28 protein-coding genes and 1 tRNA gene are annotated in these 23,228 nt (G+C 61.4%); 15 read left to right on the top strand and 14 right to left on the bottom strand.

Translation table 11 applies throughout. The features are described 5' to 3' along the window. Positions 1-12: 12 nt before the first annotated feature. Positions 13-768, top strand: coding sequence for a hypothetical protein (locus AAFO92_RS13090; RefSeq protein ID WP_347535807.1), 756 nt, complete (start codon positions 13-15; stop codon positions 766-768). Positions 769-774: 6 nt separating this feature from the next. Here AAFO92_RS13090 and AAFO92_RS13085 read toward each other — a convergent pair whose 3' ends face one another. Together AAFO92_RS13085 and AAFO92_RS13080 are read right to left on the bottom strand one after the other, a co-directional pair. Then, positions 775-1,113, bottom strand: coding sequence for a hypothetical protein (locus AAFO92_RS13085; RefSeq protein WP_347535805.1), 339 nt, complete (start codon positions 1,111-1,113; stop codon positions 775-777). 235 nt (positions 1,114-1,348) lie between these two features. Further along, entirely contained in the window at positions 1,349-2,911 is a 1,563-nt protein-coding gene (locus AAFO92_RS13080) for a diguanylate cyclase (RefSeq protein WP_347535803.1), read from the bottom strand. 420 nt (positions 2,912-3,331) lie between these two features. Here AAFO92_RS13080 and AAFO92_RS13075 point away from each other — a divergent pair, with 420 nt between their 5' ends. Beyond that, complete coding sequence (locus tag AAFO92_RS13075; RefSeq protein WP_347535801.1) at positions 3,332-3,820, top strand: twin-arginine translocation pathway signal; 489 nt, start codon at positions 3,332-3,334, stop codon at positions 3,818-3,820. 20 nt (positions 3,821-3,840) lie between these two features. Continuing rightward, positions 3,841-4,455: a ferric reductase-like transmembrane domain-containing protein gene (locus AAFO92_RS13070; protein WP_347535800.1), complete on the top strand. Its 615-nt coding sequence runs from the start codon at positions 3,841-3,843 to the stop codon at positions 4,453-4,455. A 429-nt stretch (positions 4,456-4,884) separates the two neighbouring features. Here the strand turns inward: AAFO92_RS13070 and AAFO92_RS13065 are convergent, their stop codons facing one another. Continuing rightward, positions 4,885-5,457, bottom strand: coding sequence for a TetR/AcrR family transcriptional regulator (locus tag AAFO92_RS13065; protein ID WP_347535798.1), 573 nt, complete (start codon positions 5,455-5,457; stop codon positions 4,885-4,887). 421 nt (positions 5,458-5,878) lie between these two features. On the opposite strand from AAFO92_RS13065, the gene AAFO92_RS13060 reads away from it, so the two are divergent. From AAFO92_RS13060 to AAFO92_RS13050, 3 genes are all read left to right on the top strand, one after another. Continuing rightward, complete coding sequence (locus tag AAFO92_RS13060; protein WP_347535796.1) at positions 5,879-6,181, top strand: DUF1348 family protein; 303 nt, start codon at positions 5,879-5,881, stop codon at positions 6,179-6,181. 197 nt (positions 6,182-6,378) lie between these two features. Beyond that, positions 6,379-7,236, top strand: a complete 858-nt coding sequence (locus AAFO92_RS13055) for a cysteine hydrolase (RefSeq protein WP_347535794.1) — start codon at positions 6,379-6,381, stop codon at positions 7,234-7,236. Between the two features lie 36 nt (positions 7,237-7,272). Continuing rightward, entirely contained in the window at positions 7,273-7,782 is a 510-nt protein-coding gene (locus AAFO92_RS13050; RefSeq protein WP_347535792.1) for a YHS domain-containing (seleno)protein, read from the top strand. Between the two features lie 108 nt (positions 7,783-7,890). Here AAFO92_RS13050 and AAFO92_RS13045 read toward each other — a convergent pair whose 3' ends face one another. Continuing rightward, positions 7,891-8,778 carry a LysR substrate-binding domain-containing protein gene (locus tag AAFO92_RS13045; RefSeq protein ID WP_347535790.1) on the bottom strand — a complete coding sequence of 296 codons (888 nt, stop codon included), beginning with the start codon at positions 8,776-8,778 and terminating at the stop codon, positions 7,891-7,893. A 162-nt stretch (positions 8,779-8,940) separates the two neighbouring features. Between AAFO92_RS13045 and AAFO92_RS13040 the strand changes: the two genes are divergently transcribed. Next, positions 8,941-9,591 (top strand): NAD(P)H-dependent oxidoreductase, encoded by a 651-nt coding sequence (locus AAFO92_RS13040; RefSeq protein ID WP_347535788.1) that lies wholly within the window; start codon positions 8,941-8,943, stop codon positions 9,589-9,591. A 149-nt stretch (positions 9,592-9,740) separates the two neighbouring features. Here AAFO92_RS13040 and AAFO92_RS13035 read toward each other — a convergent pair whose 3' ends face one another. The 8 genes from AAFO92_RS13035 to AAFO92_RS13000 form a co-directional block, all read right to left on the bottom strand. Continuing rightward, positions 9,741-9,890 (bottom strand): hypothetical protein, encoded by a 150-nt coding sequence (locus AAFO92_RS13035; RefSeq protein ID WP_347535786.1) that lies wholly within the window; start codon positions 9,888-9,890, stop codon positions 9,741-9,743. A gap of 240 nt (positions 9,891-10,130) precedes the next feature. Then, positions 10,131-10,205 (bottom strand) — tRNA-Phe (locus tag AAFO92_RS13030). 78 nt (positions 10,206-10,283) lie between these two features. Next, a complete protein-coding gene (gene yacG / locus AAFO92_RS13025) occupies positions 10,284-10,466 on the bottom strand; it encodes a DNA gyrase inhibitor YacG (protein ID WP_347535785.1) in 183 nt (60 codons plus the stop codon). Then, positions 10,463-11,488: a ribonuclease E/G gene (locus AAFO92_RS13020; protein WP_347535783.1), complete on the bottom strand. Its 1,026-nt coding sequence runs from the start codon at positions 11,486-11,488 to the stop codon at positions 10,463-10,465. Before AAFO92_RS13020 ends, yacG begins: the two co-directional genes overlap by 4 nt. Continuing rightward, positions 11,485-12,084 carry a nucleoside triphosphate pyrophosphatase gene (locus AAFO92_RS13015; protein ID WP_347535781.1) on the bottom strand — a complete coding sequence of 200 codons (600 nt, stop codon included), beginning with the start codon at positions 12,082-12,084 and terminating at the stop codon, positions 11,485-11,487. Before AAFO92_RS13015 ends, AAFO92_RS13020 begins: the two co-directional genes overlap by 4 nt. A gap of 46 nt (positions 12,085-12,130) precedes the next feature. Beyond that, positions 12,131-12,349, bottom strand: coding sequence for a translation initiation factor IF-1 (gene infA / locus AAFO92_RS13010; RefSeq protein WP_005978431.1), 219 nt, complete (start codon positions 12,347-12,349; stop codon positions 12,131-12,133). Positions 12,350-12,433: 84 nt separating this feature from the next. Beyond that, positions 12,434-13,318 carry a carbon-nitrogen hydrolase family protein gene (locus AAFO92_RS13005; RefSeq protein ID WP_347535775.1) on the bottom strand — a complete coding sequence of 295 codons (885 nt, stop codon included), beginning with the start codon at positions 13,316-13,318 and terminating at the stop codon, positions 12,434-12,436. A 286-nt stretch (positions 13,319-13,604) separates the two neighbouring features. After that, positions 13,605-14,600 (bottom strand): glyceraldehyde 3-phosphate dehydrogenase NAD-binding domain-containing protein, encoded by a 996-nt coding sequence (locus tag AAFO92_RS13000; protein ID WP_347535773.1) that lies wholly within the window; start codon positions 14,598-14,600, stop codon positions 13,605-13,607. Positions 14,601-14,767: 167 nt separating this feature from the next. Here AAFO92_RS13000 and AAFO92_RS12995 point away from each other — a divergent pair, with 167 nt between their 5' ends. From AAFO92_RS12995 to AAFO92_RS12985, 3 genes are all read left to right on the top strand, one after another. Then, positions 14,768-16,000 (top strand): MFS transporter, encoded by a 1,233-nt coding sequence (locus AAFO92_RS12995; protein ID WP_347535771.1) that lies wholly within the window; start codon positions 14,768-14,770, stop codon positions 15,998-16,000. Between the two features lie 13 nt (positions 16,001-16,013). Beyond that, the gene (locus AAFO92_RS12990) at positions 16,014-16,892 is read left to right on the top strand and encodes a 50S ribosomal protein L11 methyltransferase (protein ID WP_347535769.1); all 879 of its coding nucleotides are present in this window, start codon (positions 16,014-16,016) and stop codon (positions 16,890-16,892) included. 101 nt (positions 16,893-16,993) lie between these two features. Further along, positions 16,994-17,347, top strand: a complete 354-nt coding sequence (locus AAFO92_RS12985; protein WP_347535767.1) for a hypothetical protein — start codon at positions 16,994-16,996, stop codon at positions 17,345-17,347. 658 nt (positions 17,348-18,005) lie between these two features. Here the strand turns inward: AAFO92_RS12985 and AAFO92_RS12980 are convergent. Both AAFO92_RS12980 and AAFO92_RS12975 read right to left on the bottom strand, forming a co-directional pair. Beyond that, positions 18,006-18,929, bottom strand: coding sequence for a dimethylarginine dimethylaminohydrolase family protein (locus tag AAFO92_RS12980; RefSeq protein WP_347535766.1), 924 nt, complete (start codon positions 18,927-18,929; stop codon positions 18,006-18,008). A gap of 217 nt (positions 18,930-19,146) precedes the next feature. Next, entirely contained in the window at positions 19,147-19,344 is a 198-nt protein-coding gene (locus AAFO92_RS12975; protein WP_347535764.1) for a DUF1127 domain-containing protein, read from the bottom strand. Between the two features lie 273 nt (positions 19,345-19,617). On the opposite strand from AAFO92_RS12975, the gene ruvC reads away from it, so the two are divergent. The 5 genes from ruvC (at position 19,618) to thpR (ending at position 23,097) form a co-directional block, all read left to right on the top strand. Continuing rightward, a complete protein-coding gene (gene ruvC / locus AAFO92_RS12970) occupies positions 19,618-20,115 on the top strand; it encodes a crossover junction endodeoxyribonuclease RuvC (protein WP_347535762.1) in 498 nt (165 codons plus the stop codon). Beyond that, positions 20,112-20,774 carry a Holliday junction branch migration protein RuvA gene (gene ruvA, locus AAFO92_RS12965; protein WP_347535760.1) on the top strand — a complete coding sequence of 221 codons (663 nt, stop codon included), beginning with the start codon at positions 20,112-20,114 and terminating at the stop codon, positions 20,772-20,774. The genes ruvC and ruvA overlap by 4 nt, the downstream gene beginning before the upstream one ends. A gap of 3 nt (positions 20,775-20,777) precedes the next feature. Next, entirely contained in the window at positions 20,778-21,806 is a 1,029-nt protein-coding gene (gene ruvB / locus AAFO92_RS12960) for a Holliday junction branch migration DNA helicase RuvB (protein WP_347535758.1), read from the top strand. Positions 21,807-21,912: 106 nt separating this feature from the next. Further along, positions 21,913-22,548: a hypothetical protein gene (locus tag AAFO92_RS12955; protein WP_347535756.1), complete on the top strand. Its 636-nt coding sequence runs from the start codon at positions 21,913-21,915 to the stop codon at positions 22,546-22,548. A 3-nt stretch (positions 22,549-22,551) separates the two neighbouring features. Further along, entirely contained in the window at positions 22,552-23,097 is a 546-nt protein-coding gene (gene thpR, locus AAFO92_RS12950; RefSeq protein WP_347535754.1) for an RNA 2',3'-cyclic phosphodiesterase, read from the top strand. The last annotated feature ends 131 nt before the right edge of the window (positions 23,098-23,228 follow it).

Below are 23,228 nucleotides of genomic sequence, written 5' to 3'. Positions count from 1 at the left end.
TAGCCCTTGGAAATGCACAAGGTTATTGTTCTCTGGTCACATCCGCGATCCATGTCCACCGCCACCGAGCGGGTCATGCGCGAACGCGGCGATCTGTGGTGCGCGCATGAGCCGTTCATGTACGACTATTATGTGCACCGCCAGGTGGCCAGGATGCCGCATTTCGATGTTCAGGACGATCACCCCGTTACCTACGAGGCGATCCGCGACATGCTGTTGGAAAGGGCGCGGCAGGGGCCGGTCTTTTTCAAGGACATGGCCTATTACGTCACCCCGCAGATTCTCTCTGATCCGGCGTTTGTCGACCGGCTGACACATCTGTTCCTGATCCGGAACCCCGTCGCGTCGATCCTGTCCTATTATCGGCTGGACCCGACGATGACGCTTGAGGAGATCGGGATCGAGGCGCAATGGCGGCTCTATGAGGGGTTGCGGCATCACGGTTTGCAGCCCTTGGTGATCGAAGCCGAATCCGTGCAGGCAGATACGGTCGGGATCATGCAGGCGCTGTGGGCGCGTATCGGCCTGCCATTCCGCCAGGATGCGTTTGAATGGCAATCGGACATTCCGAAAGACTGGGAACAGGTCGGCGATTGGCATGGCGCGGTCAGCTCTTCGGCCGGCATTCGCCCGGTTGACGAGGGGGAGGCAGCGCGCAAGCAGCGCGAGTTCGAGGCGTGCGCGCGCGAGGCGCCTCAGCTGCAGGAATTCCTGGACCACCATCTGCCTTTCTACCGCAACCTGCAGGCGCAGGCGATGACGGTCTAGGCCGGCTCAGGCGAGCCGCACCATCAGGACCATCGCCAGCAGGGCACAGGCAATCCCGGCATATTCCCTGAAATAGAGCTGTTCGTCGAAATACATCGCGCCAAGCGCGCAGAGTGCCAGCAGCGTCAGCATGGAATAGGCCACCCCCGCCTGCGCCAGTGTCACGTGCAGCAGCGCGAAATACCACAGCACCGCCGACACGGCGTAAAGCGCGCAGCCGGTCATGACCAGTGTCGAATGTACCGGTTGCCCGTCATCTGCTGCCAGTTTGATAAGGTAGTCGCCCAGAATGACAATGAGGGCGGTTGTCAGTGAAAATGCAAATCCAAAAAACAGGGCAAACATGCTACTCCCCTTCCAGCGGAGAAAGACAACTGAAAAAACATAACCTTAAGGTGCGCCCCGAGGCTTGCTGCCCCGGGGCGCGGGTACAAATAAACAAACAAATGGTTAATGGAGTCAGGATGCGGCAGAGGTGCAGTTGCCGCAAGTCAGGAGAACCTTACCTTTTGGGCAAACCCGCGGATTCGCCGGCAGTCAGGCGGATATTGCCGCAAGTTGGGTTCGGCCCCGGGGTGCCTCATCCGTCTTCTGCCACCGGCGCGGCTGGACGTGGCGCCGCGGCCAGGACAACCCGGTTTCGGCCGCTATCCTTGGCCTGGTAAAGCGCGCGGTCAGCTTGGCGCAGCAGCTCCTGCGGAGAGGTGCCGTTGGCAGGATATGCCGAAACACCGGCCGAAATCGTGACCTTGGGCAGGGCGCGGTCATCATATCGCAGCACGTTGTTTTCGATCCGCTCGCGTAACGCTTCGGCGCGCTCAAGCGCCGTCTCAGGCGTGGCGCCGGGCAGCAGGATCGAAAACTCCTCGCCGCCGAACCGTGCCACCGTTTCCGCCCCGCCGAACATGTCCATCATCACATCGGAAATGCCGCGCAGAACCTGATCGCCCGCATCATGGCCGTGGGTGTCGTTGAACTTCTTGAAACTGTCCGCATCGAGCGAGATCAGCCCGAGCGGCTGGCCGCATCTTTCGGCATGGCTGATTTCGCGCCGGCACCGGTCCAGGAAATGGCGGCGGTTATAGAGACCCGTCAACGGATCCTTCGTGGATTGATCGCGCAACTCGTCGCGCAGTTTGACATTGGCGATGGCCAGGCTGATACGTTCCGAACAGCGTATCGCGAACTCTACCAGGCCGGGGGCGATCACGGCATCCTGCTCATCCGTGCCAGTCCGTGCAAATCGGATGTGCAGCAGGCCCACGGTGTCGCCATGCGCGATGATCGGAATACACAGATAGCGCCCGTCATGGTCATCGGTGATCGCGTCAGACACATGGTTGCAGGAAAAATTGACCTGGCCGGTTTCGTATTGATACAGCCGCCCGCGGCGCAGCCCCCAACATTCATCCGGCTGAATATGCGCCTTGGGGCTGTCAATGCCCCACGAACAGGCACCATCCAGCACGTCGCGGGAATTGCTATAGATGTAAAGCTCGCCGGCAGAACCTTCGAAGAGCCGGCTGAGGAACCTTCCGACCACCAAGAGAAGTTCATTCAGTGACTTGCAGCTTTGCAGCCATTCATCCAGCTGCGCCAGCCCGCGCGCCTCTTTCTTGCGGTCACGCTCATGCGCCAGCGCCTCGTTCGCCCGGATTTCCGCGGCGCGCGATTTCTCGCGCTGCGCCTCCAGCTCCAGCTCCTTGCGCCGCGCCTCGGTCACGTCGGTGAAGGTCACCACGAACCCGCCTGATTTCCTGGGCCGCGCGGTGGTTGCGATGACTGCGCCTGACGGCATCACCCGGTCAAAGGAGAACGGGGCAAGCTGTTCGAACCGCTTTTCGGCCTTGGCGGCGGTTTCGGCGTCGAATTCACCCCGCGCGACCGCCATGCGCAGAAATTCCGAGCGGCGGATGCCGGGATGCAGATCCCGCGGCCCAAGCTCCAGCACGTCAAAGATGCGCTGGTTGTACATTTCACAGACCGCGTCCTCGGACCAGACCAGAACCCCCTGTTCCATGGAATCGATGACTTCGGCGATGGCGTCCTGCGCGGACTGGGTTCTGCGCAGGTCCGTGACCCCGCCATCGGGCGGGGTGTCCGGCACGGCGGCCGCGGAACCCGTATACGCGGGTGACGTCATCGTTCGGTTTTCCCTTCAGGTGTCGCACATTCCCCAATGCCACGAAAACATTACGTTAGTGTTTTCAGCGACCGGCCCGGCCAAGATTCAAGGAACGGTTTTATGTCAACTTTAGGCAACTGATCGCGGGCAGGCGACCGGGCCGGATGGCCGCAGGAGCATTCGACGACCCGGAGGAGGGCGCCCGCAACCTTCGCGAGATGGCGCATGTGGTGCATGAAACCGGCGGGCCGCAGCGCAGGCTGTCCGCCACCGGCGGGAAGGGGCCGATCGGGTCATCACGAATCTGTGGGTCAGGTTTATCGGATGCGCCGGTTCCTCTATTTTGGTATCATTCGCAATCGCGCAAGACATTCGCGTGGGCGCGTCAGATCGGTGTAGATCACCCCAGGAATTGCACGTCCGACAGGAGAAATCCCAATGACCAAAGTGCCGTTCAGCCGTCGAAACTTTGTCGCCGCGGGGGGCGCCGTGGTGGCGACCGGAGTTTCCGGCCTCCTTGTTCCCGCCCGTGCAAAGGGTCTTACCGCTACGCGTTCGATGCGGGGCGGGTCCAACAATTACCGCCCCGGTGCGCCGATCGTGGAAAAGATCGGCGGCGGTGGTTTCTGGATGACGGGCACCGTGCGGCGCGCGGGCGATGGGGCGCCGCTGGCGGGCCAGCGCATTCAGATATGGGCGCATACGACCGAGGGGCACGAGCGTGATCCGCAGAGCCATGGTGCAACGCTTACCGATGCGGATGGCGTATTCCGGCTCGAGATGCCCCAGATCGTACCCGCCTTTGGTCAGCCGCATGGCCATCTGGCCTATGACAGCGGCGACTTTGAAACCGTGTTTCTGCGTCCGGTGATGGCCAGCGCGAAAGATATCAGCCTGGAGGCCCATTTCATCCTTCAGCCGGCCTGACCGACGTGAACTTGTACGAGATGAAATGGGTCCGAAAGGCCCTGATATGGTGCGCTTTGGCCGCCGCTGTGACCGTTCCAGTCGCCGCCGCCGCGACCAGCCCTCTTCTGGCCTGGCGCCAACCCGTCTACATAGCTGCCGGTTTTGCCGGGGTAATCGCAATGGCGCTGCTGCTCGTTCAGCCGTTGCTGGTGGCCGGGTATCTGCCCGGCCTGCCACGGTCACGCGGGCGGCGGATGCACCGCTGGGTCGGTGGCGGGCTGATCGCAGCGGTGGTGATCCACGTGGCGGCGCTCTGGCTCACCAGCCCGCCGGATGTGATCGATGCGCTGCTATTCGTTTCGCCGACGCCGTTTTCCGCCTGGGGCGTGATCGCCATGTGGGCCGCCTTTGCCGCGGCGCTTCTCGCCGCCTTCCGCCGACGGTTGAACCTGCATCTGCGTACCTGGCGCCGCGTTCACACGGCTTTCACGGCGGTCGTCGTCGTGGGAAGCGCGGTCCATGCCATGCTGATCGAGGGAACGATGGAAACGATGTCGAAGGCGGCACTTTGCGTTCTGGCCCTGGCGGCCACCGTCAAGGCGCTGGCCGATTTACGGGTGTGGGCGAGACGATCAACGTCGCGTCGGGGCTGAACACCGCGTGATTGCGATGAACGGAATACCGGCAAAACCCTGACGAGCGGCGGATTTACCCGGTCCTTTCCGAAACCAGACTTTTGTGCGTTGTACAGCGTTTTTTCAACTTAGGTTCTGCAAAGATGCGAAATATCCTGTCGCGCAACTCGGTTTAACAATAACGCAATTCTGAAAAATTCCGCCCTGATCCCGTAGGAATTTAAACTTAGGCGGGTTTACCGATCGGTTGACAAATAACTGGAAACTATCTGCCTGTCAGTTACGCGTGCGGGGCCTGGCGCTGGATTGTGCAAAGACCATCACGGATATCTGGGGGGCGCGCGCCGCCAGCATAACAAGGGATCGCGACAACTTTGGCGATGACCGCGCGCGTCGCAGTGGTCCCGCGCATTGTGGCGGCGTTGGCCGACCCGTTTGGGGTGTCGGCTAGTCCGTCGCTGGCATATGTGCGTCGATCAGGACGCGCGCGGTGTTCTTCGCATCTCTTGCGGCCTCAAGGCCACGACCCAGCACGGCCATCACGATCGCCCCTTCTTTCAAAACCAGGATCTGCTGGGCAAGTTGCTCTGGCTCTGTCGCGCCAGCTACCTTGCATAACTTGCTGAAGTAGTCTGCCAGAAGGCGTTTATGTTCCGTCGATTGGGCGTGAATGGGATCATCATGTTCCTGGTATTCGGCGCTTGCCTTGATGAACATACAGCCGCGAAATTCACGCATGGCAAACCATTCTTCGAGCGCATCGAAGATTGCCAGAAGTTTTTCACGCGGCGTGTCGGACAGCTCGTCTATACGCCGGAACAACCAGTTCCGGAAGTTCTCGTCGCGCAACCTGAGAACAGCAAGGATGAGGTCTTCCTTGGTGCGGAAATGCTTGTAGATGGATGTTTTTGATACGCCGGTTTCCTTGGCGATCATATCCATTCCCGTGGCGTGAAAGCCGTTGCGATAAAAAGTGTCGAGCGCCTTGCGAACGAGTTCGTCCCGTTTTGTTTTTTGCATGATTCGCCTCAATAGTTGACCGATCAGTTTTAGCCTTCGGTGGCGACCGCCTCAAGTAAAATCGGTCATGTACCCTAAAACACACGTAAAATTTACCATCTTATGTAGCGTTTTCGGTCGATTAAATTCACGGTTGACAGGGTTAACAGATTTGTACACCCTTAAGAGATTGACCGATCGGTTAACTATTTTAACGCCTTTCAAGGACTGCCGCATGACACATCCCCAAAGCCCCATGGCTCCCGATGCAGGGTTTCCTCCCACCCCTGCTGCAGCCGTTCCCCCGACTACCGGGGCTCTCGTGCATTTACCGGCAGCGACCGGAAGCGACGAGCTTCCGGTCAAAACTGCGCCCCGGCCCTGTCTTCCTCCCTGCCTCGTCGGCCGGGGCGCCTTTCCCCGCCAAAGAGAAAGAGCAGACATGTCCCGACCGTCCCTTCTTCCTTTCATCCAGGATACTGCCATAAAGGATGTCCGCATGGCCGAAGACGGCTGGAATTCGAAATCGCCTGAAAAGGCCGCACCAGCCTATAGGCCAAACAGCATCTGGCGAAACCGCGCCGACTTCATCAGTGGGCGCGTGGCAATCGTAAAATTTCTAACCGCGAAACGGACCCGCGAACTTGACTGTCGGTTGACCAAGGAAATTCGGGCCTTCGAAGGTAACCGCCCCGACGGGCCAAGACCTGAGGATCACCAGGGCCTGTCCGAACTGGGGCTGTAAGGCACCGGATCGAAAGCAGAATTCTGGCGCGGCAGACGCGGCGCCGGTTCCCGAGGAAAGCGGAGTTTCCCCTTGCCCCCACGGCGTCCAGACCGCCGTGAACCGGACAGATGTGCCGACATGCAAGGAGAACAGTCCGCCGACCTGGCAGCGCAGAACGAATTGCGCCGTCTCAACCAAAACAAAGGAGACCAGACATGAAACACAAACACGATCAAGACTGCCACTGCGGCATTGACCACGAATATGTTGATCAAGCCCGCCGTCGTGTACTGGCTGGCGCAGCCGGTGCGGCGGCGGCTGGCGCTGTGGCCATCACCGGTCAAAGCGCTTCAGCCGCCACCGACGAGGCTCGCGCGCTCTATGCTGATCCGGAAAAGCCGGGTTTGCCGCAGATCGACATGACAATTGATCCCGAACGTACCGCCCTTGTCGTAACCGACCCGCAAATCGACTTTTTGTCGGAGGACGGCGTGACTTGGGGCGTGGTCGGAGAAAGCGTCACCGAACAGGGTACGGTCGACAATATCGAGCGGCTTTTCATCGCGGCGAAGACGGCGGGCATGCCGGTTTTCATCTCGCCGCATTACTACTATCCGCACGACCACAAGTGGAACTTCGAGGGCACGCTCGAAGCGACGATGCATGGCATCGGCATGTTCGACCGTCCCGGCCCGCTGAATCTCGATAACTTTGACGGCTCCGGCGCCGACTGGATGCCACAATACAAGAAATACATCGAGGATGGAGAAACCATCGTCTGCTCGCCCCACAAGGTCTACAGCCCGGCGCAGAACGACCTGAACCTGCAGCTCAGGAAGCGCGGGGTCGACAAGGTGATCCTGGCCGGCATGTCCGCAAACCTCTGCACGCAGGCGCATCTCTATGACCTGCTTGAACTCGGCTATGAGGTCGCCGTGGTGCGGGACGCCACCGCCGGCGCGAAAGTGCCCGAGGGCGATGGCTATCTCGCTGCCATCATAAATTTCCGGATGGTCGCGAATGGCGTCTGGTGGACAGACGATGCTGTCAAGCGGATCGCAGCGGGCGCCTAAAACCCGATCCTAAACCTTTCAATTATGGAGCTACAAATGACCCCGACAACCCTCAAAACCGTACGTACCTGGATCACCATTCTTGTTCTGTCCTCTGCCGCGATACTTCACCATACCGCAAATGCCTTTGCCGCGGACGAATACAATGTCGTCAATGGCCTCACCCTGACGGGAAACTCACTGGGAATGCACGGCATTGACCCTGTGTCGATGTTCAGTGGCGAGGCTCCCGCAATCGGCGATGCGGTTCATACGTCAGCCTATGATGGTGTCGACTATTATTTTGCCTCAGCCGAAACCAAGAGCCGCTTCGACGCCGCCCCCGAGTCCTATCTGCCCCAGTTCGGCGGCTTCTGCGCCTTTGGTGTCTACGTGGGCAAGAAGCTTGACGGAGACGTTCGCTACGCGGACATCGTCGATGGCAAGCTCTACCTCTTCGTCAACGCGGCCATTTTTGAGAAATACCTCGAAGACAAGGAAGCGGTGATCACCGGCGCCTTCGAAAGCTGGCCGGGCATCCGTTCGACACAGATTGAAGACCTCTGATTGCCTGAGAGTGTGATCCTGATGTGGGCCCAAAAAACCGGGGCCCACATTTCTGTCTAGCCATGCTGCAATATCAAAGTGAACGGCAGTACGAGCCATATAGGTCACTTACGCGCTGGATATCTCGGAGGTGATCCATTTGCGAAAGTCGCGGCACTTGCGGGACGCCGCCGCCTCAGGCGTGGTCAGCAGCGTATAGGCCATGCCGGGCAACCGGATTTCCGGGCGATAGGGAGACAGCAGCCCCTGCCTAACGAAATCCGACACCAACATCGTGCTGGCCAGGATCATGCCCTGTCCGGCGATACCGCATTGCACCATGTGGTGTTCCTGTTCAAAACTACGTACCTGCGCGGTCATTGCCATATTCGGACATCCCGCAGCCGCGAACCATTCCGACCAGCCGATCCGGTGCAGCCCGGTTTGCCGCCATCTGGTTTCGATGAAATCAAATGCCGCAGCGTCGCTTTCCGTCTGAAGGTAGCCCGGTGCGGCAAAGGCCCCGAAGGCTTCCTCGCAAAGAAGCGTATCAGTCAGGCCCGCCGCCTGTACTGTGCCATACCGTATCGCGATATCGACACGGCGGTCCCGCGTCAGGTCGACCAGGGCAGTGTCGGTCTCTAATTGTACCCGATAGCGGGGGAACCGGTTCTGGAACCGTCGAAGGCGGGGAACAAGCCATAGCGCGCCGAACGCTGGCGTGGTGGAGACGGTCAATATTTTCTCACCTTCGAGTTGATCATCTACCGCAGCGACAATCCCGGAAAGGCCCCGGTTCACCGCTTCGGCAAGGTGTGTTCCGGCCGTCGTCGCCGTCACCCTACGGGTGCCGCGAACGAAGAGAGTGACACCCAGCTTATGCTCGAGAGTTTTGATATGGTGGGAAACTGCCGTCGGAGAAACGGACAGTTCGCCGGCAGCATCCTTGAAGCTGCCAAGCCGAACCGCGGCTTCCAGCGCCCGCAGCGCAGCCAGGGAGGGAAGATTCTGGAACATGGAACCTAATAGATGAAAAAAACTTCATTGTAATTAGAAATTTTGCATTTGTACCACCACCTTCGAAACCGCATCTCGGATGGACATGAAACGCGCCCGGACGGCGAAACGCAAAACGCTTCAGCACGACGCCCGGGCCAACAAATCGAAGGAGTCAGAGGAATGACCAACATTCTCTATATCAATGCGAGCGCCAGGAAGCACGGCTCGCTTTCGCGCATGCTTGGAGACAGGTTCGTGAACGGCTGGACGGGGCGCGACGGGGTGGGCGACGTTAGACATCGCGACGTCGGAACCAACCCACCTCCCATCATCTCCGAGGATTGGATCGCCGCGGCCTTCACGCCCCGGGCCGAGCGGAACGGCGCGCAGCACGAGATGCTCGCACTGTCCGACCAGCTGATCTCGGAGGTCAGCCAGGCGGACGTGATCGTCATCGCCACGCCAATGTACAATTACGGCATGCCTGGGGCGCTGAAAGCTTGGGTTGACCAGGTGGTTCGCGTGAACGAAACTTTTACCTTCGATCTCGCGCGGGGGGACTACCCGCTCGAACCGGTTTTGTCGGGCAAGACGCTTGTGCTTCTTACCAGTTCGGGCGAGTTCGGCTTCGCCCAGGGCGGAACGCGCGAGGAGATGGGGCACCTCGTCCCGCACTTGACGACGGTCTCAAAGTACCTTGGTGCAGAGCAGATCCATTCCGTCTCAATAGAATACCAGGAGTTCGGGGATGCGCGGCACAGCCGATCGATTGCAACGGCGAAAGAGCAGGTCGATGAACTTCTGAAAGACCTGTCTCACGCGGCGGCATAGTTGCTGGCCTAGGGACTGGCTGAACCCCGCCCTCTAAGCGTTCACCAAATTCCGGCAACCGCGAACCGACAGCTTTGAGATAAATGCCTGTAGCTTGTTGAAGAATTGCTGAGGATGGTCATCCTACGTCCGACTTTCTGAAAAACCGCCTAAAGCAAAAGAGAAACGGCTGTGCCGATGGCGGCTCGTTCTTCAAAGAAGACTGGGACATGCAGCACCCAACTGACAAGCAGCAACCCGCTCGTCAAGGCTACGCCCACTGCTTCGGCGCTGAATTCCGGGGTTGGATTCGATGCCATGATGACTCTCCTTTGTAGCAAAATACCAAGTCAAAGGAGCGCAACAATTCCGCGACAGGTCCAGAGCAGGCAATACGCGGTGCTGTGTAGTGGTTTTTCAGCTCCTACGGGATGCGTCTGCTGAAGTAGAAAACACCGTCTTTTCCGAAGGTGAGGGGGCGGGAAATGGTCTCCGACACGGTCTACGGCTCCTGGCAACTGCCAAAAGCTGGATCAAAACCAATGTGGTAGCTGATGCTGTGGTGCCCGGGGGCGGAATCGAACCACCGACACGAGGATTTTCAATCCACTGCTCTACCCCTGAGCTACCCGGGCACGGGGAACGCGTGGGCGTTCGGGTGCAGGCGTTCTAGGCGAGGCGGGGCGGGGTGTCCAGAGGGATTGGAAACTTTTTCAATGGGGTTTCGGTGATTGCTGCATCACCTGTTCCAGGGCCTCTTCCGCGTCCTCGGGATCTTGTGACGGAACGGCGTATTCACCCTTGAGCCATTTGCCCAGATCGATGTCCGCGCAGCGTTTGGAACAGAAGGGACGATAGGCGGCAATCGTGTCTTTTTCGCAGATAGGGCAGCTCATATGGCGAACTCATTCAGGCTGATACGGTCGCGTTTGCGTTGCAGTTCATAATGGCCAAGCGGCGTCCAGCCGACAAGGGCGGTCTCCACCGTATCGGAGCGGAAGGCGGCGCGCAGGGCGGTTTCGAATTGGCGGCGATCCTTCTTGTTCATCGGTGCAAGATCAAGGGTGATCTGGCCGCCGATTCCACGCAGACGGAGCTGCCGGGGCAGTTCCCTGGCGGCGGCCAGGTTGGCCTTGAGCCCGGCGGCGGGGGAGGTGTCGGCACCGGTGTTGATGTCCACGGCGGTCAGCGCGCGGGTGGGCTCGATGTAAATGCACGCGCCACCGGGCAGGGGCACCCTGGCGTCGCGCAGCAAGTCGATCTGGTCGAGAATGCCGAGATCGGCAAAGCACCCGTCATCGGTGACGATGTCGGCCTTGTCCGTCCATTCCCGCCAGGCCAGCGTATGGGGGCTGTCACCATCGAGCAGTTTTTCCGTGCCTTCGCCCGAGGCATCGCCGGTCACTGCGGTGGCTAGGTCACGCATCTGGGCGATGTCGTGGGCGATGTCATCGGCCGCGGCTTCGGCGCAGGAGGAACGCAGGATCAGCCCCATTTCGCGCCCTGCCATTTCCTCATGAGCGATCTCCAGCAGGCTGACGCGGATTTCCTCATCCCGGATCGCGCGCGAGATATTGATGCCCGGCGCGGAGGGCGTGATGATCGCGTGGCGGCTCTTGAACAGGATTTTCGCGGTCACCGGCATCGCCTTGCCGGGTTCGGCGTGGCCGGTTACCTGGACCAGCAGGCTGTCACCTGGCGAAAGCCCCTTGACCTGGCGCAGAAACCCGGGGCCGTCGGGGGTGTTCACGAACATCCCGCCCTGTCCCTTGACCGGACGGCCGGCGACCGCGCGGTAGATCGTGCCGGGCGACGGGGTGTCGTGGTCAAGGAACAGATCCTCAAGCCGACCATCGACCAGAAGCGCGGCGGCCTCGGTCTTGTTCACGTGATCCAGGGCGATGGTGCGGCCTTTCATACTGCGTCCTCGTGCACGGGGTAGCCGGCGGCGCTCAGAAGCGCGGCGGTTTCCGCCAGGGGCAGGCCGACGACCGCGGTAAAGGATCCCTGAATCCAGGGGATCAGGGCGCCCGCGGGCCCCTGAATGCCATAGCCGCCCGCCTTTCCCTGCCAGTCATTGCTGGCAAGGTAGGCGTTCAACTCTTCGTCCGAGAGGCGTTTCATCCTGACGGTGGTGACAACGTCCCGCTCCCAAAGCCTGTCACCACGGCGTACCGCAATGGCGGTGATAACCTTGTGGCGCCGCCCGGAGAGGGACAGCAGGAATTCGGCCGCCTCGGCCGCGGTTTCCGGTTTGCCCAGGATCCGCCTGCCCAGGGCCACGGTGGTATCGGCCGAAAGAACGATGTCATCGGCGCCCGACTTGACGGCCAGCGCCTTTTCACGAGCCATTCGGATGCAATAGGGACGGGGCAATTCGGCCCGCTGCGGCGTCTCGTCGATGTCGGGCGGGCGGATGTCATCGGCCACGATACCCAACTGCGCCAGCAACTCGCGACGCCGCGGACTGCCTGACCCCAGGATCAGGCGCGTTTTATGCCGGTGTTTCTGCATCTTGTCCGAAATCGGGTTGCCATCCTCCGGGATGCAGACCTCACCTTTACTTGAAGCGATAGTTGATCCGGCCCTTGGTCAGATCATAGGGCGTCATCTCTACCTGCACCTTGTCACCCGCAAGAACCCGGATGCGGTTCTTGCGCATTTTGCCTGCCGTGTGCGCGATGATTTCATGGCCGTTTTCAAGCTCGACCCGAAATGTCGCGTTAGGCAGGAGTTCCTTGACGACACCGGGAAATTCGAGCGTATCTTCCTTGGCCATGGTCTCTCCTACTTGTGGATTCTCCGCCAAGCGGCGGAACGCGCCTTTAAATGGTCCTGTTTGAGGCGATTTTCAAGGGGATAATCATCCAAGGCGCTCAGATGTGACAGGAGTGTCGCGGCCCGATTGTTCGGCCCAATGGGCGCGGCCAAGGACCCGGCCATCGGTGCGGACATGGGCAATGGCGCCAAGGTCGACCTCCGCGTAGGTCCAGCCGGGCGTGTTGAGCGTGCCTTCGGCCAGCACACCGGTATCGGGAAAACCGGCATCGGGCGGGCCGAAAATACCGCCCATGCCGGTGTTGATGTCAGCCACCAGGTTCCATCGGGCATCGCCAACAAGCGAGGCCATCGCCGTTACGCATTGCGCCTCCAGCGCGCGGGCCATCGCGCCGATCCGGACCCGCCAGTAACCCGACAGCGTCTCGGTGCAGGACGGCACCAGGATCAGATCGGCATCGGCCAGGGCCCGGCCCAGCAGGGGGAATTCGCTGTCATAGCAGGTCAGGATGGCGATCTTGCCGAGGCAGGTTTCGAACAGGCGCAGCGGGCCGCCGGGAACCATCTCCATCGGGTCGCGCTCGAACCGGGTCATGATCTGTTTGTCCTGGATACCGCGCCCGCCGGTGGGCGAAAACAGGCGCGCGCGGTTGACCGGACGGACGGCGACCTTGTCATCGAAGACAGGCGCGCTTCCGGCCAGGATGTGCACGCCGTGCTTGGTGGCCAGCTCGGCGTGCAGGTCATCCGCATCGGCGATGCGCCCGGAGACCGCGTGCAGCGAGCCCTGCAGATCACCGGCCACCTCCGGACCCGACAGCATCGCCAGTTCCATCGCCGCATATTCCGGGAAAACCAGAAGATCGGCGCCATGTTGCGCAGCCTCCGCAACCCAAGTGGTGATCTTGTCCGCATAGTCATCCCATGACTTCGTGGCATCGAGCGGATAGGCGGCGGTTGCGATTTTCATGTTCTTCCCCGGATTCGAAATCATGTCGTCTTTCTATGTGCCATCCGCGGGTTTTGTAAGGGCGGATGTGGCGCACCCAAGCGGATCGCAGGGGGGTGCCAGGCGGAGTTCGCTGTCGCTCACGCCGGTCAGTTTGCATTCGGGCCATGCAGGCCCCGGGGGGCGCCCCCCGGACCCCCGAAATGCAACCTGCGTTCGATACGTCACAGTTGCCCGAGAGCGCCGAGGAGGAGGCCGGAGGCGGACGACGAGAGATCCTGTGCGCGCGCAGGCGCGCTCGAATGAGTTACCGGGGCCGGGTGCCGATGCGCCGCGCCATGTCGAGCATGCGCTGAGAGAATCCCCATTCATTGTCGTACCAGCCAAACACCCGCAGCAGGCCGCCCGTCGACACCGAGGTTTCACGTCCCGACAGGATGATGGATTCGGGCCGGGCGCGCAGGTCGGCGGAAACAAGCGGCTGATCGGTCCAGCCGAAGACAGGGCTTTGCGCCGCAGCCCTGTGCATCAGCGCGTTGACGGCATCCCCGGTTACCTCTTCGCGGGTCTGTACGGTCAGGTCGATGGCCGACACGCTGGCGGTGGGTACGCGGATGGCACGGGCCTCGATCCGGCCCTTGAGATGCGGCAGCACCAGCCCGGTCTGGTGCTGTGCCGAGGTGGTTGTCGGCACCATTGAGAGCGCCGCCGCGCGCGAGCGTTCAGGGGCGTCGCGCGGCTTGTCGATCGTGGGTTGCGAGCCGGTATAGCAATGCACCGTCGTCATCTGCCCGCTGATGATGCCATAGGCGTCATCCAGCAGCTTCGCCAGCGGGGCAAGCGCGTTGGTGGTGCACGAGGCGTTGGAGATGATCCGCTGATCTGCCAGTTCCTGCTCGTTCGCTCCCATCACCAGCGTGATATCCGCTTCGGAGGCGGGGCCCGAGACCAGAACCGCCCGCGCACCCGCCTTCAGCCCCCGCTCGGCCACCGCGCGCGCGCCGCCCATGCCGGTACATTCCAGCACCAGATCGACGCCGGAGAGGTCGAGCGTGCTGAGGTCGGCGGTGTTCAGGAAGGGTATGGTGCGGTCATTGACGGTCAGGCAGGCGTCACCTGTCGTGACCGATCCGGGGAATGGTCCGAAAACGCTGTCATATTGGAACAGGTAGGCGCAGGTATCCAGGTTTTCGATCTCGTTGATCAGTACCAGGTCGAAATCCCGGCCATTCTGCAGCAGGATGCGCAGGATCGTACGGCCGATGCGGCCGAAACCGTTGAGGGCGATCTTGATCTTGGGCATGAAGCACCTCGGGTCATGACTGACCAATCGCTAGCGCAGTGCGCGGGCCGGTGCCAGAGGGGCCATACAATATTGCCGGCAAGTCGGTACAATGCCCTAACCCAACTGTGAGCTGGCGCACAGAACCAGTCCTCGCCATTGCCCGCCGATGGGCGTAAAGGACGGATATGACCAAGACCGTTCCCCTGGCCGAGGCGCGCCACCTGCCGCTCTGGCGCCGTCCTGTCACGCTGCTGTTTCTGATGGCGGCGGCAATGCCGGTGGCGTTTGCGACCTGGTCTGCGCTGCTCAACAATTTTGTCATCGAGGCGGCGAATTTCGACGGCTCGGATATCGGCTGGCTGCATACGGTGCGCGAAATCCCGGGTTTTTTCGCCATCGGGGTTATCGCGATCATCATCTTCATGCGCGAGCAGGTGCTGGGCCTTGTATCCCTGATCCTGCTTGGCGCTGCCACGGCGGTGACGGCGTGGTTCCCGTCGCTGGGGGGGATCCTGACCATCACCATGCTCAGTTCGATCGGGTTTCACTATTACGAGACGGTCAACCAGTCTCTGCAGCTGCAATGGCTGGACAAGGCGCAGGCACCCAAGGTGTTGGGCTGGCTGGTCGCGGCAGGGTCTGCGGCGACGCTGGTAGCCTATGTTCTGATCGTGATGACATGGGAAACACTGGGCCTGACCTATAACACCGTCTACCTGATCGCCGGCGGTTTCACGGCGCTTGCGGCTCTGTTCGCTTTCTTCGCCTATCCGCAGTTCGAGGCCCCCAACCCGCAGATCAAGAAAATGATCCTGCGCCGCCGTTACTGGCTCTACTATGCCTTGCAGTTCATGGCCGGGGCCCGGCGGCAGATCTTCATCGTCTTCGCCGGATTCATGATGGTCGAGAAATTCGGCTTCCAGGTGCATGAGGTCACGGCGCTGTTCCTGATAAACCTGGTTGCCAACATGATCTTTGCCCCGCTGGTCGGGCGGGCGGTTTTCGGCTTTGGGGAACGCAACGTGCTGATCTTCGAATATGTCGGGCTGGTGATCGTCTTTCTGCTTTATGGCGGGATCTATTTCTTTGGCTGGGGCGTGTTACTGGCGGCAGCGCTTTACGTGATCGACCATTTGCTCTTTTCGATGGCACTGGCGCTCAAGACCTATTTCCAGAAAATCGCCGACCCGGGCGATATCGCGCCCACCGCCGCCGTGGCCTTTACCATCAATCACATCGCGGCGGTGTTCCTGCCGGCGGCCCTGGGCTATCTCTGGCTGATCTCGCCCGCGGCGGTGTTCCTGCTGGCCGCGGCGATGGCGTTCGTGTCGCTGGTTCTGGCCTGCCTGATCCCGCGCCACCCGGTGAAGGGCAACGAAACGATATTCTCGTCCCTCGCCCCGGCTGTGGCCGAGTAGAGGGACCTGCGCGATGCCGACCTATACCGCTTTGACCACCCTGACCGGCAAAGGCCCCGCCGAGGCGCTGGCCGAGGCGCTGGAGGCGCTGACGCCGGAACCCACGGGCGTGGGGGTTTTCGAGATCGAGGACGGCTCGGGCCTGTGGGAAGTGGGTGGCTATTTCGACGCCCCCCCGGACGAGGCCGGGCTGGCGCTGCTGGCCACGCTGCACGGGGCGCGGTCTTTTGCGGTGTCCGAACTGCCGGAAACGGATTGGGTTTCGAAAGTCCGGCGCGAGTTGGTGCCGGTCGAGGCGGGCCGGTTCTTTGTCTATGGCAGCCATGATGCCGACAAGGTGCCCGAGGGGGCCGAACCGCTGTTGATCGAGGCGTCGATGGCCTTTGGCACCGGCCATCATGGCACCACGCTGGGATGTCTGCGGGCGCTGGACAGGCTGGTGACTGATGGGTTTGATGCGCGCGCGGTCCTGGATGTGGGTTGCGGCACCGCGGTGCTGGCGATGGCGGCCGCGCGGATCTGGGATGCGACCATTCTGGCAAGCGACATTGACGAGGTGGCCGTCGACGTGGCGCAGGCCAATGTGAGCGCCAATGGCCTGGCGGGGCGGGTGCGCTGCATCGAAGCGGCCGGGCTGGATCATCCGCAACTGGTCGAATCGGCGCCCTACGACCTGATCTTCGCCAATATCCTCAAGGGACCGCTGATCGCCCTGGCGGACGATATTACCGGCAGCATGCGGCCCGGAGGCCGGGTGATTCTGTCCGGCATTTTAAACAGCCAGGCCGACGAGGTGATCGCGGTTTATTCACGGGCTGGAAACAGTCTGGAGGATCGCTGCGAGATTGGCGACTGGACGACGACAACGCTTGCTAAAAATATCGGAAAATAAGTTATAAATCAGTCGTTTCCGGGCATCTGCCTTTCTTTTGCCACATTTCAAACTTAGTTTTTTCTTTATCGCGGTGGGGGCCGAGACCGCAGGAAACTGCTATGAACGATACTATGAGCAATTACGCCGGGTTCGAAGCCCGACTGAAAAAATTAGATCGCAAGCGCACCAGGATGGCGCATGGATATAAGGGTACGGTCGACAAGGACGGCCTGATCGTTTTCCGTCCGGCCCGCCGTCAGCGCGGCATCCCGCTTCGTGCGATTGTGTTGCTGGTCGTCGGCTTCTTCGTGTTCAAGGGTATGGTAATGGCCCATACCGGTTCGGCGATTTATGACAAGCGCGTTGCAGCGCTCAATGAAGGAACACTGGTTGAACAGGCAGGCGCGTTCATGATGCAGTCCGACCCGATCACCGTCGGTATTGCCCAGTATCTGCGCCCGTTCCTGCAGTAGTTCCGAAATCTGCAGCGTGTCCGATGCCTGTCCCGGTCAGGATGCGCGGCGCAACTCGGTATCACTTACGCGGTGAACTCCAGACGCAAGGTGATTTTCTTGAAATAAAAAATCCCCCGCGCCATGTTTCGGCGCGGGGTTGATTTTTGGGCCGAGCGAAAAATCATCCGCACAAACAAGAAGCGTTGCAACCTGCGTGTTGGGACACCTGTTGCAACGCCGAACTTGATCTAGCCCGAATGTATGATCTGCGTTATGCCTGGCTGGGGATGCAGGACACGGGAAAGACAACAACAATACATAAGGCTGATTTACTGGTTAACCACTCACGTCGAATAATACTCGAAACTCGCACCACACCATGCCTCTATCCTTCGACAATGCAGCCTCTGAGTAAATACGCGTGATTACCTAGAGCGCGCGGATGGCCGGCAGCTTCGCCATGCGGCGGCCCACGTGCGCCCAGAAACGATTGTCACCGCATTTCCGCACAAGCTCTTTGCCGTCGCCTGCACCGTTCATGAAGGAACCGTTTTCTTCGAAGAAAACGAGACGGAAAATTAAAATTTTCCGATACGGAATTTTCGAAAATTCCGTTTTCGTCCAACGTAGGTTTGATCGCGCAGATGCAACCAGGCTGGCGCAATACCGCAAGGGATCATCCCCTGCGGCGCAGGGCCTGGGCCATGCAGTGGATGCCGCCGCCGGTCTTGGATATCTCGCCGGTTTCAACGGCCGCCACCTCGAAGCCGCGGGCGCGCAGCTGGTCGATCAACGTGGTTGACGAGGCGGGCGCAATCACCTTGTCATTGCCCAGTGACATCAGGTTGCAGCCAAGCGCCATCGTGTCCGCGAACTGCACGTCGATGATCTCGTGCCCCTTGGCGCGCAGCCAGTCGACGATCGCCGGTTCGGTGCAGGCGAGACAAACGGCGGTAAGCTTTTCTGCCACCGGCACGACCATCAGGTCGATGTGCACGTAGTATTCGTCGATATGGGCGATGCGCACTTCCCAACCTTCGGCCTTGAACCATCCGGCCACCTGTTTTGCCCCGGCTTCGTTGGTGCGCGCCTCGCCGCAGCCGATCAGCACGCAACCTTCTTCGATCACGTTGAAATCACCCCCTTCGAAAGTGCCGGCAGTGACCATGTCGTAAATCGGGATGCCGAGCTTTTCATAGGCGCGGATCGCGGCATAGTTTTCGCCCCGACGCCACCATTGCGACATCGCGGTGATAAAGGCGCCATAGGGCGTCATGCAGCTGCTGTCGCGGGAATAAACCTGCATGGTCAGTTCCGGTTCGGCCTCGAGCATGTGGACATTGACGTTGAAATGCCGGTACGCGTCGACCAGTTCGGTGTGCTGCGCCTGGGCCAGTTGGATGTTGCAGGGCGCGTCGCGCAGATGCTTGCGCGAAAGCGAAGAGGTGGCGCGGTGAAAAAGATGCGCGGGTGAGCCTAGCAGCACGTCGGTCAGCGGGTCGGTCTCGTTGCGAAAACCCCATTGGGTCAGCGGCTGCGTGCCACCCGCAGGGTTGCGGCGTTGCAGGGTGAATGCGTCAGCTACTTCGTCACGTGACATCTGGTGGCACCCCTGGGCTGTTGAATTCGGGTGCCGGTCCTGATTTTTGCCGCCACCGTGTCGTGGCGATTAAATCAGTCCTTGCGGCCCGCGCCTAGAAAAACTTTTGAACGGTGGCACAAGGACAGCAAAAGGCCCCGCGGATTCTCTCGACGCGGGGCCAATGTTTTTTGCGCAACGCTGCGGGCCGGGGGCACTGCCCGCGCCAACCGGCTGGTCAGTGATGGAAACCGATATGCTCGATATCGCCGCGATTGAGGCCAATATCGTCGAGTTCCCGATCCGAGAGCTGGGCCAATGCCCGACGGGTCGCGCGAATCTCGAAATATGTCGCGACGGCGCTGATGCATTTTTCGATGGCCTGGCGAACGATGCCGGCGGTGGCGAGAGTACGGTTTGTGTCGATAGCGGCCATGATGACCTTCCTTCTTTTGTGGGCGCGGCGCCATTTGTAACAGTTTGATGTCTCGGCGCCGAGCTAGTCCCGGCCCGGTCATTTGACAACACGCGAAAACTGCATTGTCCCTATGCAGAAACTGCATGGCTTGTCCTGTCTGCATACGGTTGTCTTGCAAAGTTCTGCGCCGGTCGGCGCGCATGGGTCACGCGCGAGGCCGCGCATTCTGCTTGGTGTTTGTTCCCGTTTCGTGCTAGTGCTGGGAAAACACAATAAGAGCAGGGCAGATTCATGCGGGTTTTAGGAATTGATCCCGGGTTGCGCAACCTTGGTTGGGGCGTGATCGACGTGGCGGGCAGCCGTCTGAGCCACGTCGCCAATGGGGTCTGCAAATCGCGCGGTGACGATATGGCGGCGCGGCTCCTGTCGCTTTATCAGCAGCTCACCGCCGTGTTCGAGGCCTACGCGCCGGATACCGCGGCGGTGGAGCAGACCTTTGTCAACAAGGACGGCGCCGGAACGCTGAAACTGGGTCAGGCGCGGGGCGTTGCAGTTCTGGTGCCGGCGCAGTTCGGGGTCAGCGTCGGGGAATACGCGCCCAACCGGGTGAAAAAGACGGTCGTAGGTGTGGGCCATGCGGACAAGGCGCAGATCGGCCATATGGTGCGGGTGCAATTGCCGGGTTGCGATCCGGCCAGCGCGGATGCCGCGGATGCGCTGGCGATTGCCATCTGTCACGCGCATCATGCGCGCCCCGCACAAGGCCGGGCCGAAAGGCAGCACGCGTGATCGGCAGAATTGCAGGGCGTGTCGATTACCGCGCCGAAGACCATGCGCTGATTGACGTGCGCGGCGTGGGGTATCTGGTTTATTGCAATGAACGTACCCTGCAAGCGCTGCCGGGTGCCGGCGAGCATGTGGCGCTGTATACGGACCTGCTGGTGCGTGAAGACAACCTGCAGCTCTTCGGGTTCACCTCGCTGGTGGAAAAGGAATGGCATCGCCTGCTGATGAGTGTGCAGGGGATCGGTGCCAAGGCGTCGATGGCCATCCTCGGCACGCTCGGGCCCGATGGCGTTGGTCGGGCAATCGCGCTGGGGGATTGGCATTCGGTCAAGGCCGCCAAGGGGATCGGCCCGAAAACCGCGCAGCGCGTGGTGAACGAGTTGAAAGACAAGGCGCCGCAGGTGATGGCGATGGGGGCCGCGCCTGCACCGGTGGTCGACACGGATGGCGACGATCCGGTAACCCCGGCTGAGATACCGGCAGCCGCGGCCACGCTGGCAGGTTCCGGCGCCCAGGCCGAGGCGCTTTCCGCGTTGGGCAACCTGGGCTATGCGCCGGGAGAGGCCGCCGGCGCGGTCGCGCAGGCCGCGGGCGACGCGCCGGAGGCGGATACCCCCGCGCTCATCCGCGCGGCGCTGAAACTGCTGGCACCGAAGGGGTAGGGGATGTCCGAGCCCGATCCGACATTGCGCGCCGATCCGTTGCCGGACGACCAGGATCGCAGCCTGCGGCCGCAGGCTCTGGACGAATTCATCGGCCAGGCCGAGGCGCGGGCCAATCTGAAGGTCTTTATCCAGTCTGCCCGTCAGCGGGGCGAGGCGATGGATCACACGCTGTTTCACGGCCCACCCGGCCTGGGCAAGACCACGCTGGCGCAGATCTTGTCGAAGGAACTGGGTGTGGGGTTTCGCATGACCTCGGGGCCGGTGCTGGCCAAGGCGGGCGATCTGGCGGCGATCCTGACCAATCTTGAACGTAATGATGTTCTCTTCATCGACGAGATTCACCGGCTGAATCCGGCGGTGGAGGAGGTGTTGTATCCGGCGCTCGAGGATTTCGAGCTGGATCTGGTGATCGGTGAGGGTCCGGCGGCGCGTACCGTGCGGATCGAATTGCAGCCCTTCACGCTGGTGGGCGCCACGACACGGCTGGGCCTGCTGACGACGCCCCTGCGTGACCGTTTCGGCATCCCGGTGCGCCTGCAGTTCTATACTGAAGATGAACTCTTTGAGATCGTCAGCCGCAATGCCGCCTTGCTGGGCGCACCGGCCGAAGAGGACGGCGCGCGCGAGATTGCGCGCCGGGCCCGCGGCACGCCGCGGATTGCCGGGCGGCTGCTGCGGCGGGTGGTGGATTTTGCGCTGGTCGAAGGGGACGGGCGGGTCACGCGCGATCTGGCCGATCATGCGCTGACGCGGCTTGGCGTGGACCAACTGGGATGCGACGGGGCGGACCGGCGGTATCTGGGGCTGATCGCCGAGGCCTACCAGGGCGGCCCGGTCGGGATCGAGACGATCAGCGCGGCGCTCTCGGAAAGCCGCGATGCGCTGGAGGAAGTGATCGAACCCTTCCTGCTGCAGCAGGGGTTGATCCAGCGAACGCCACGCGGACGGATGCTGGCACAACGCGGCTGGCGACACCTGGGTTTGGCGGCACCGTCGGGAAAGACGCAAAGCGACCTGTTCGGCAAGTAATCCACGGGTTTGGCTGCCGGTGTTTCGAAGGGATCAGGCACAGCGGCGTTGACCCCGGGGGCGGGTTTGATATGTCCGGCGCGGTCACAGACAGGAGCCCGAGGTCATGCAACCCGACGAGATCGAAGCACTGTTCACCCGTGCGGACGGGACATTTCTGTTTGCCCGCTGGGGGCGGCCGATCGCGCCGATTGTCTTTGGGGTCGAGGACGCGACGCTGAGCGTCGTCAAGGGCGCGGTCGAGGCGGTTGCCGCGCTGGCCGGGCATCAGGTGGCCGAGACCGACCCAGAGCTCGGCGCCAACCTGATGTTCTTCTTTTTTCGGCAATGGGACGAATTGAAGGACGTGCCCGACCTGGACCGGCTGATCCCCGATCTGGCCCCGCTGGTTGACTGGCTGAAGGGTGCGGACGCCAATCAGTACCGGATTTTCCGGTTTGACGAGGACGGCGCCATCAAGGCGTGTTTCGTGTTTCTTCGAATGGACGAAGACCTGTCCGCCGTGCCGGCAGACACCCTGGCGCTGAGCCAGATGGTGCAGGCAATGGTTCTGTGGTCGGACCGGGCCTTTGCCGAACGATCGCCGCTGGCCGCGTTGCCCGACAGGGGCGGCGTGATCCTGCGGCCTGAAATCGGCGATCTGATCCGGGTGAGCTATGACCCGGTCCTGCCGCCCGTCGCGCAGGATCCAAGCCACGCGCTGCGGCTGTTTGCGCGGCTGCAGGAAGCCCGACGGAACTGAGCCGTGATACGCGCCTTCATCGGTCTGCCGCTGCCGCAGGACGTCGTTCAGGCGCTGCAGAGCGTGCAGGGGTCGCTGACGGTGGGGCGGTGCGTGGCGGCGGAGAACCTGCACCTGACACTGGCCTTTCTGGACGAGCAGCCCGAGGCGGCGCTGGCCGCGCTGCACGAGGAACTGACCGCGATCCGCTTGCCGGTTCCCCGTCTGCGGATTTCCGGTCTGGATGTCTTTGGCGGTGACAAGGCCCGGCTTGTCTATGCGTCGGTGGCCGCTGATCCGGACCTTGCCGGATTGCGGACGCGGGTGCGCGGCGCGGTGCGCAAAGCCGGAATCCACCTGCCGCGCGAAAGATTCCGCCCGCATGTGACTTTGGCGCGGCTCCGGCAGCGCAAGGCGCCGGGCGAAATCGAAAGACTGTATGGGTTTCTGGCCCGGGCCGGCGCGTTCTCGCTGCCGGAATTTACCGTTCGCGAGTTCGTACTTTATCAATCGACGTTGACGCCCGAAGGCGCAATCTATGATGCGTTGGCCTCTTATCCGTTGGGCTGATCCCACCCCTTTTCCGGACGCGCCCACCCGCCCACCCCGCGCCCGGAAAAGGGGTGGGAAGCCTCAATCGACAGTTCGTCCCTTGGTAACCGCTCCGGGGTTTGGGGCCGTGCCCCAAGGCCTGCGCGGCC

The sequence above is a fragment of the Roseovarius sp. CAU 1744 genome, from assembly GCF_039839345.1.
Taxonomy (GTDB): Bacteria; Pseudomonadota; Alphaproteobacteria; order Rhodobacterales; family Rhodobacteraceae; genus Roseovarius.
The sequence above is the reverse complement of the archived record's forward strand: the minus strand, read 5'-3'. Positions and strand labels throughout refer to the sequence as shown.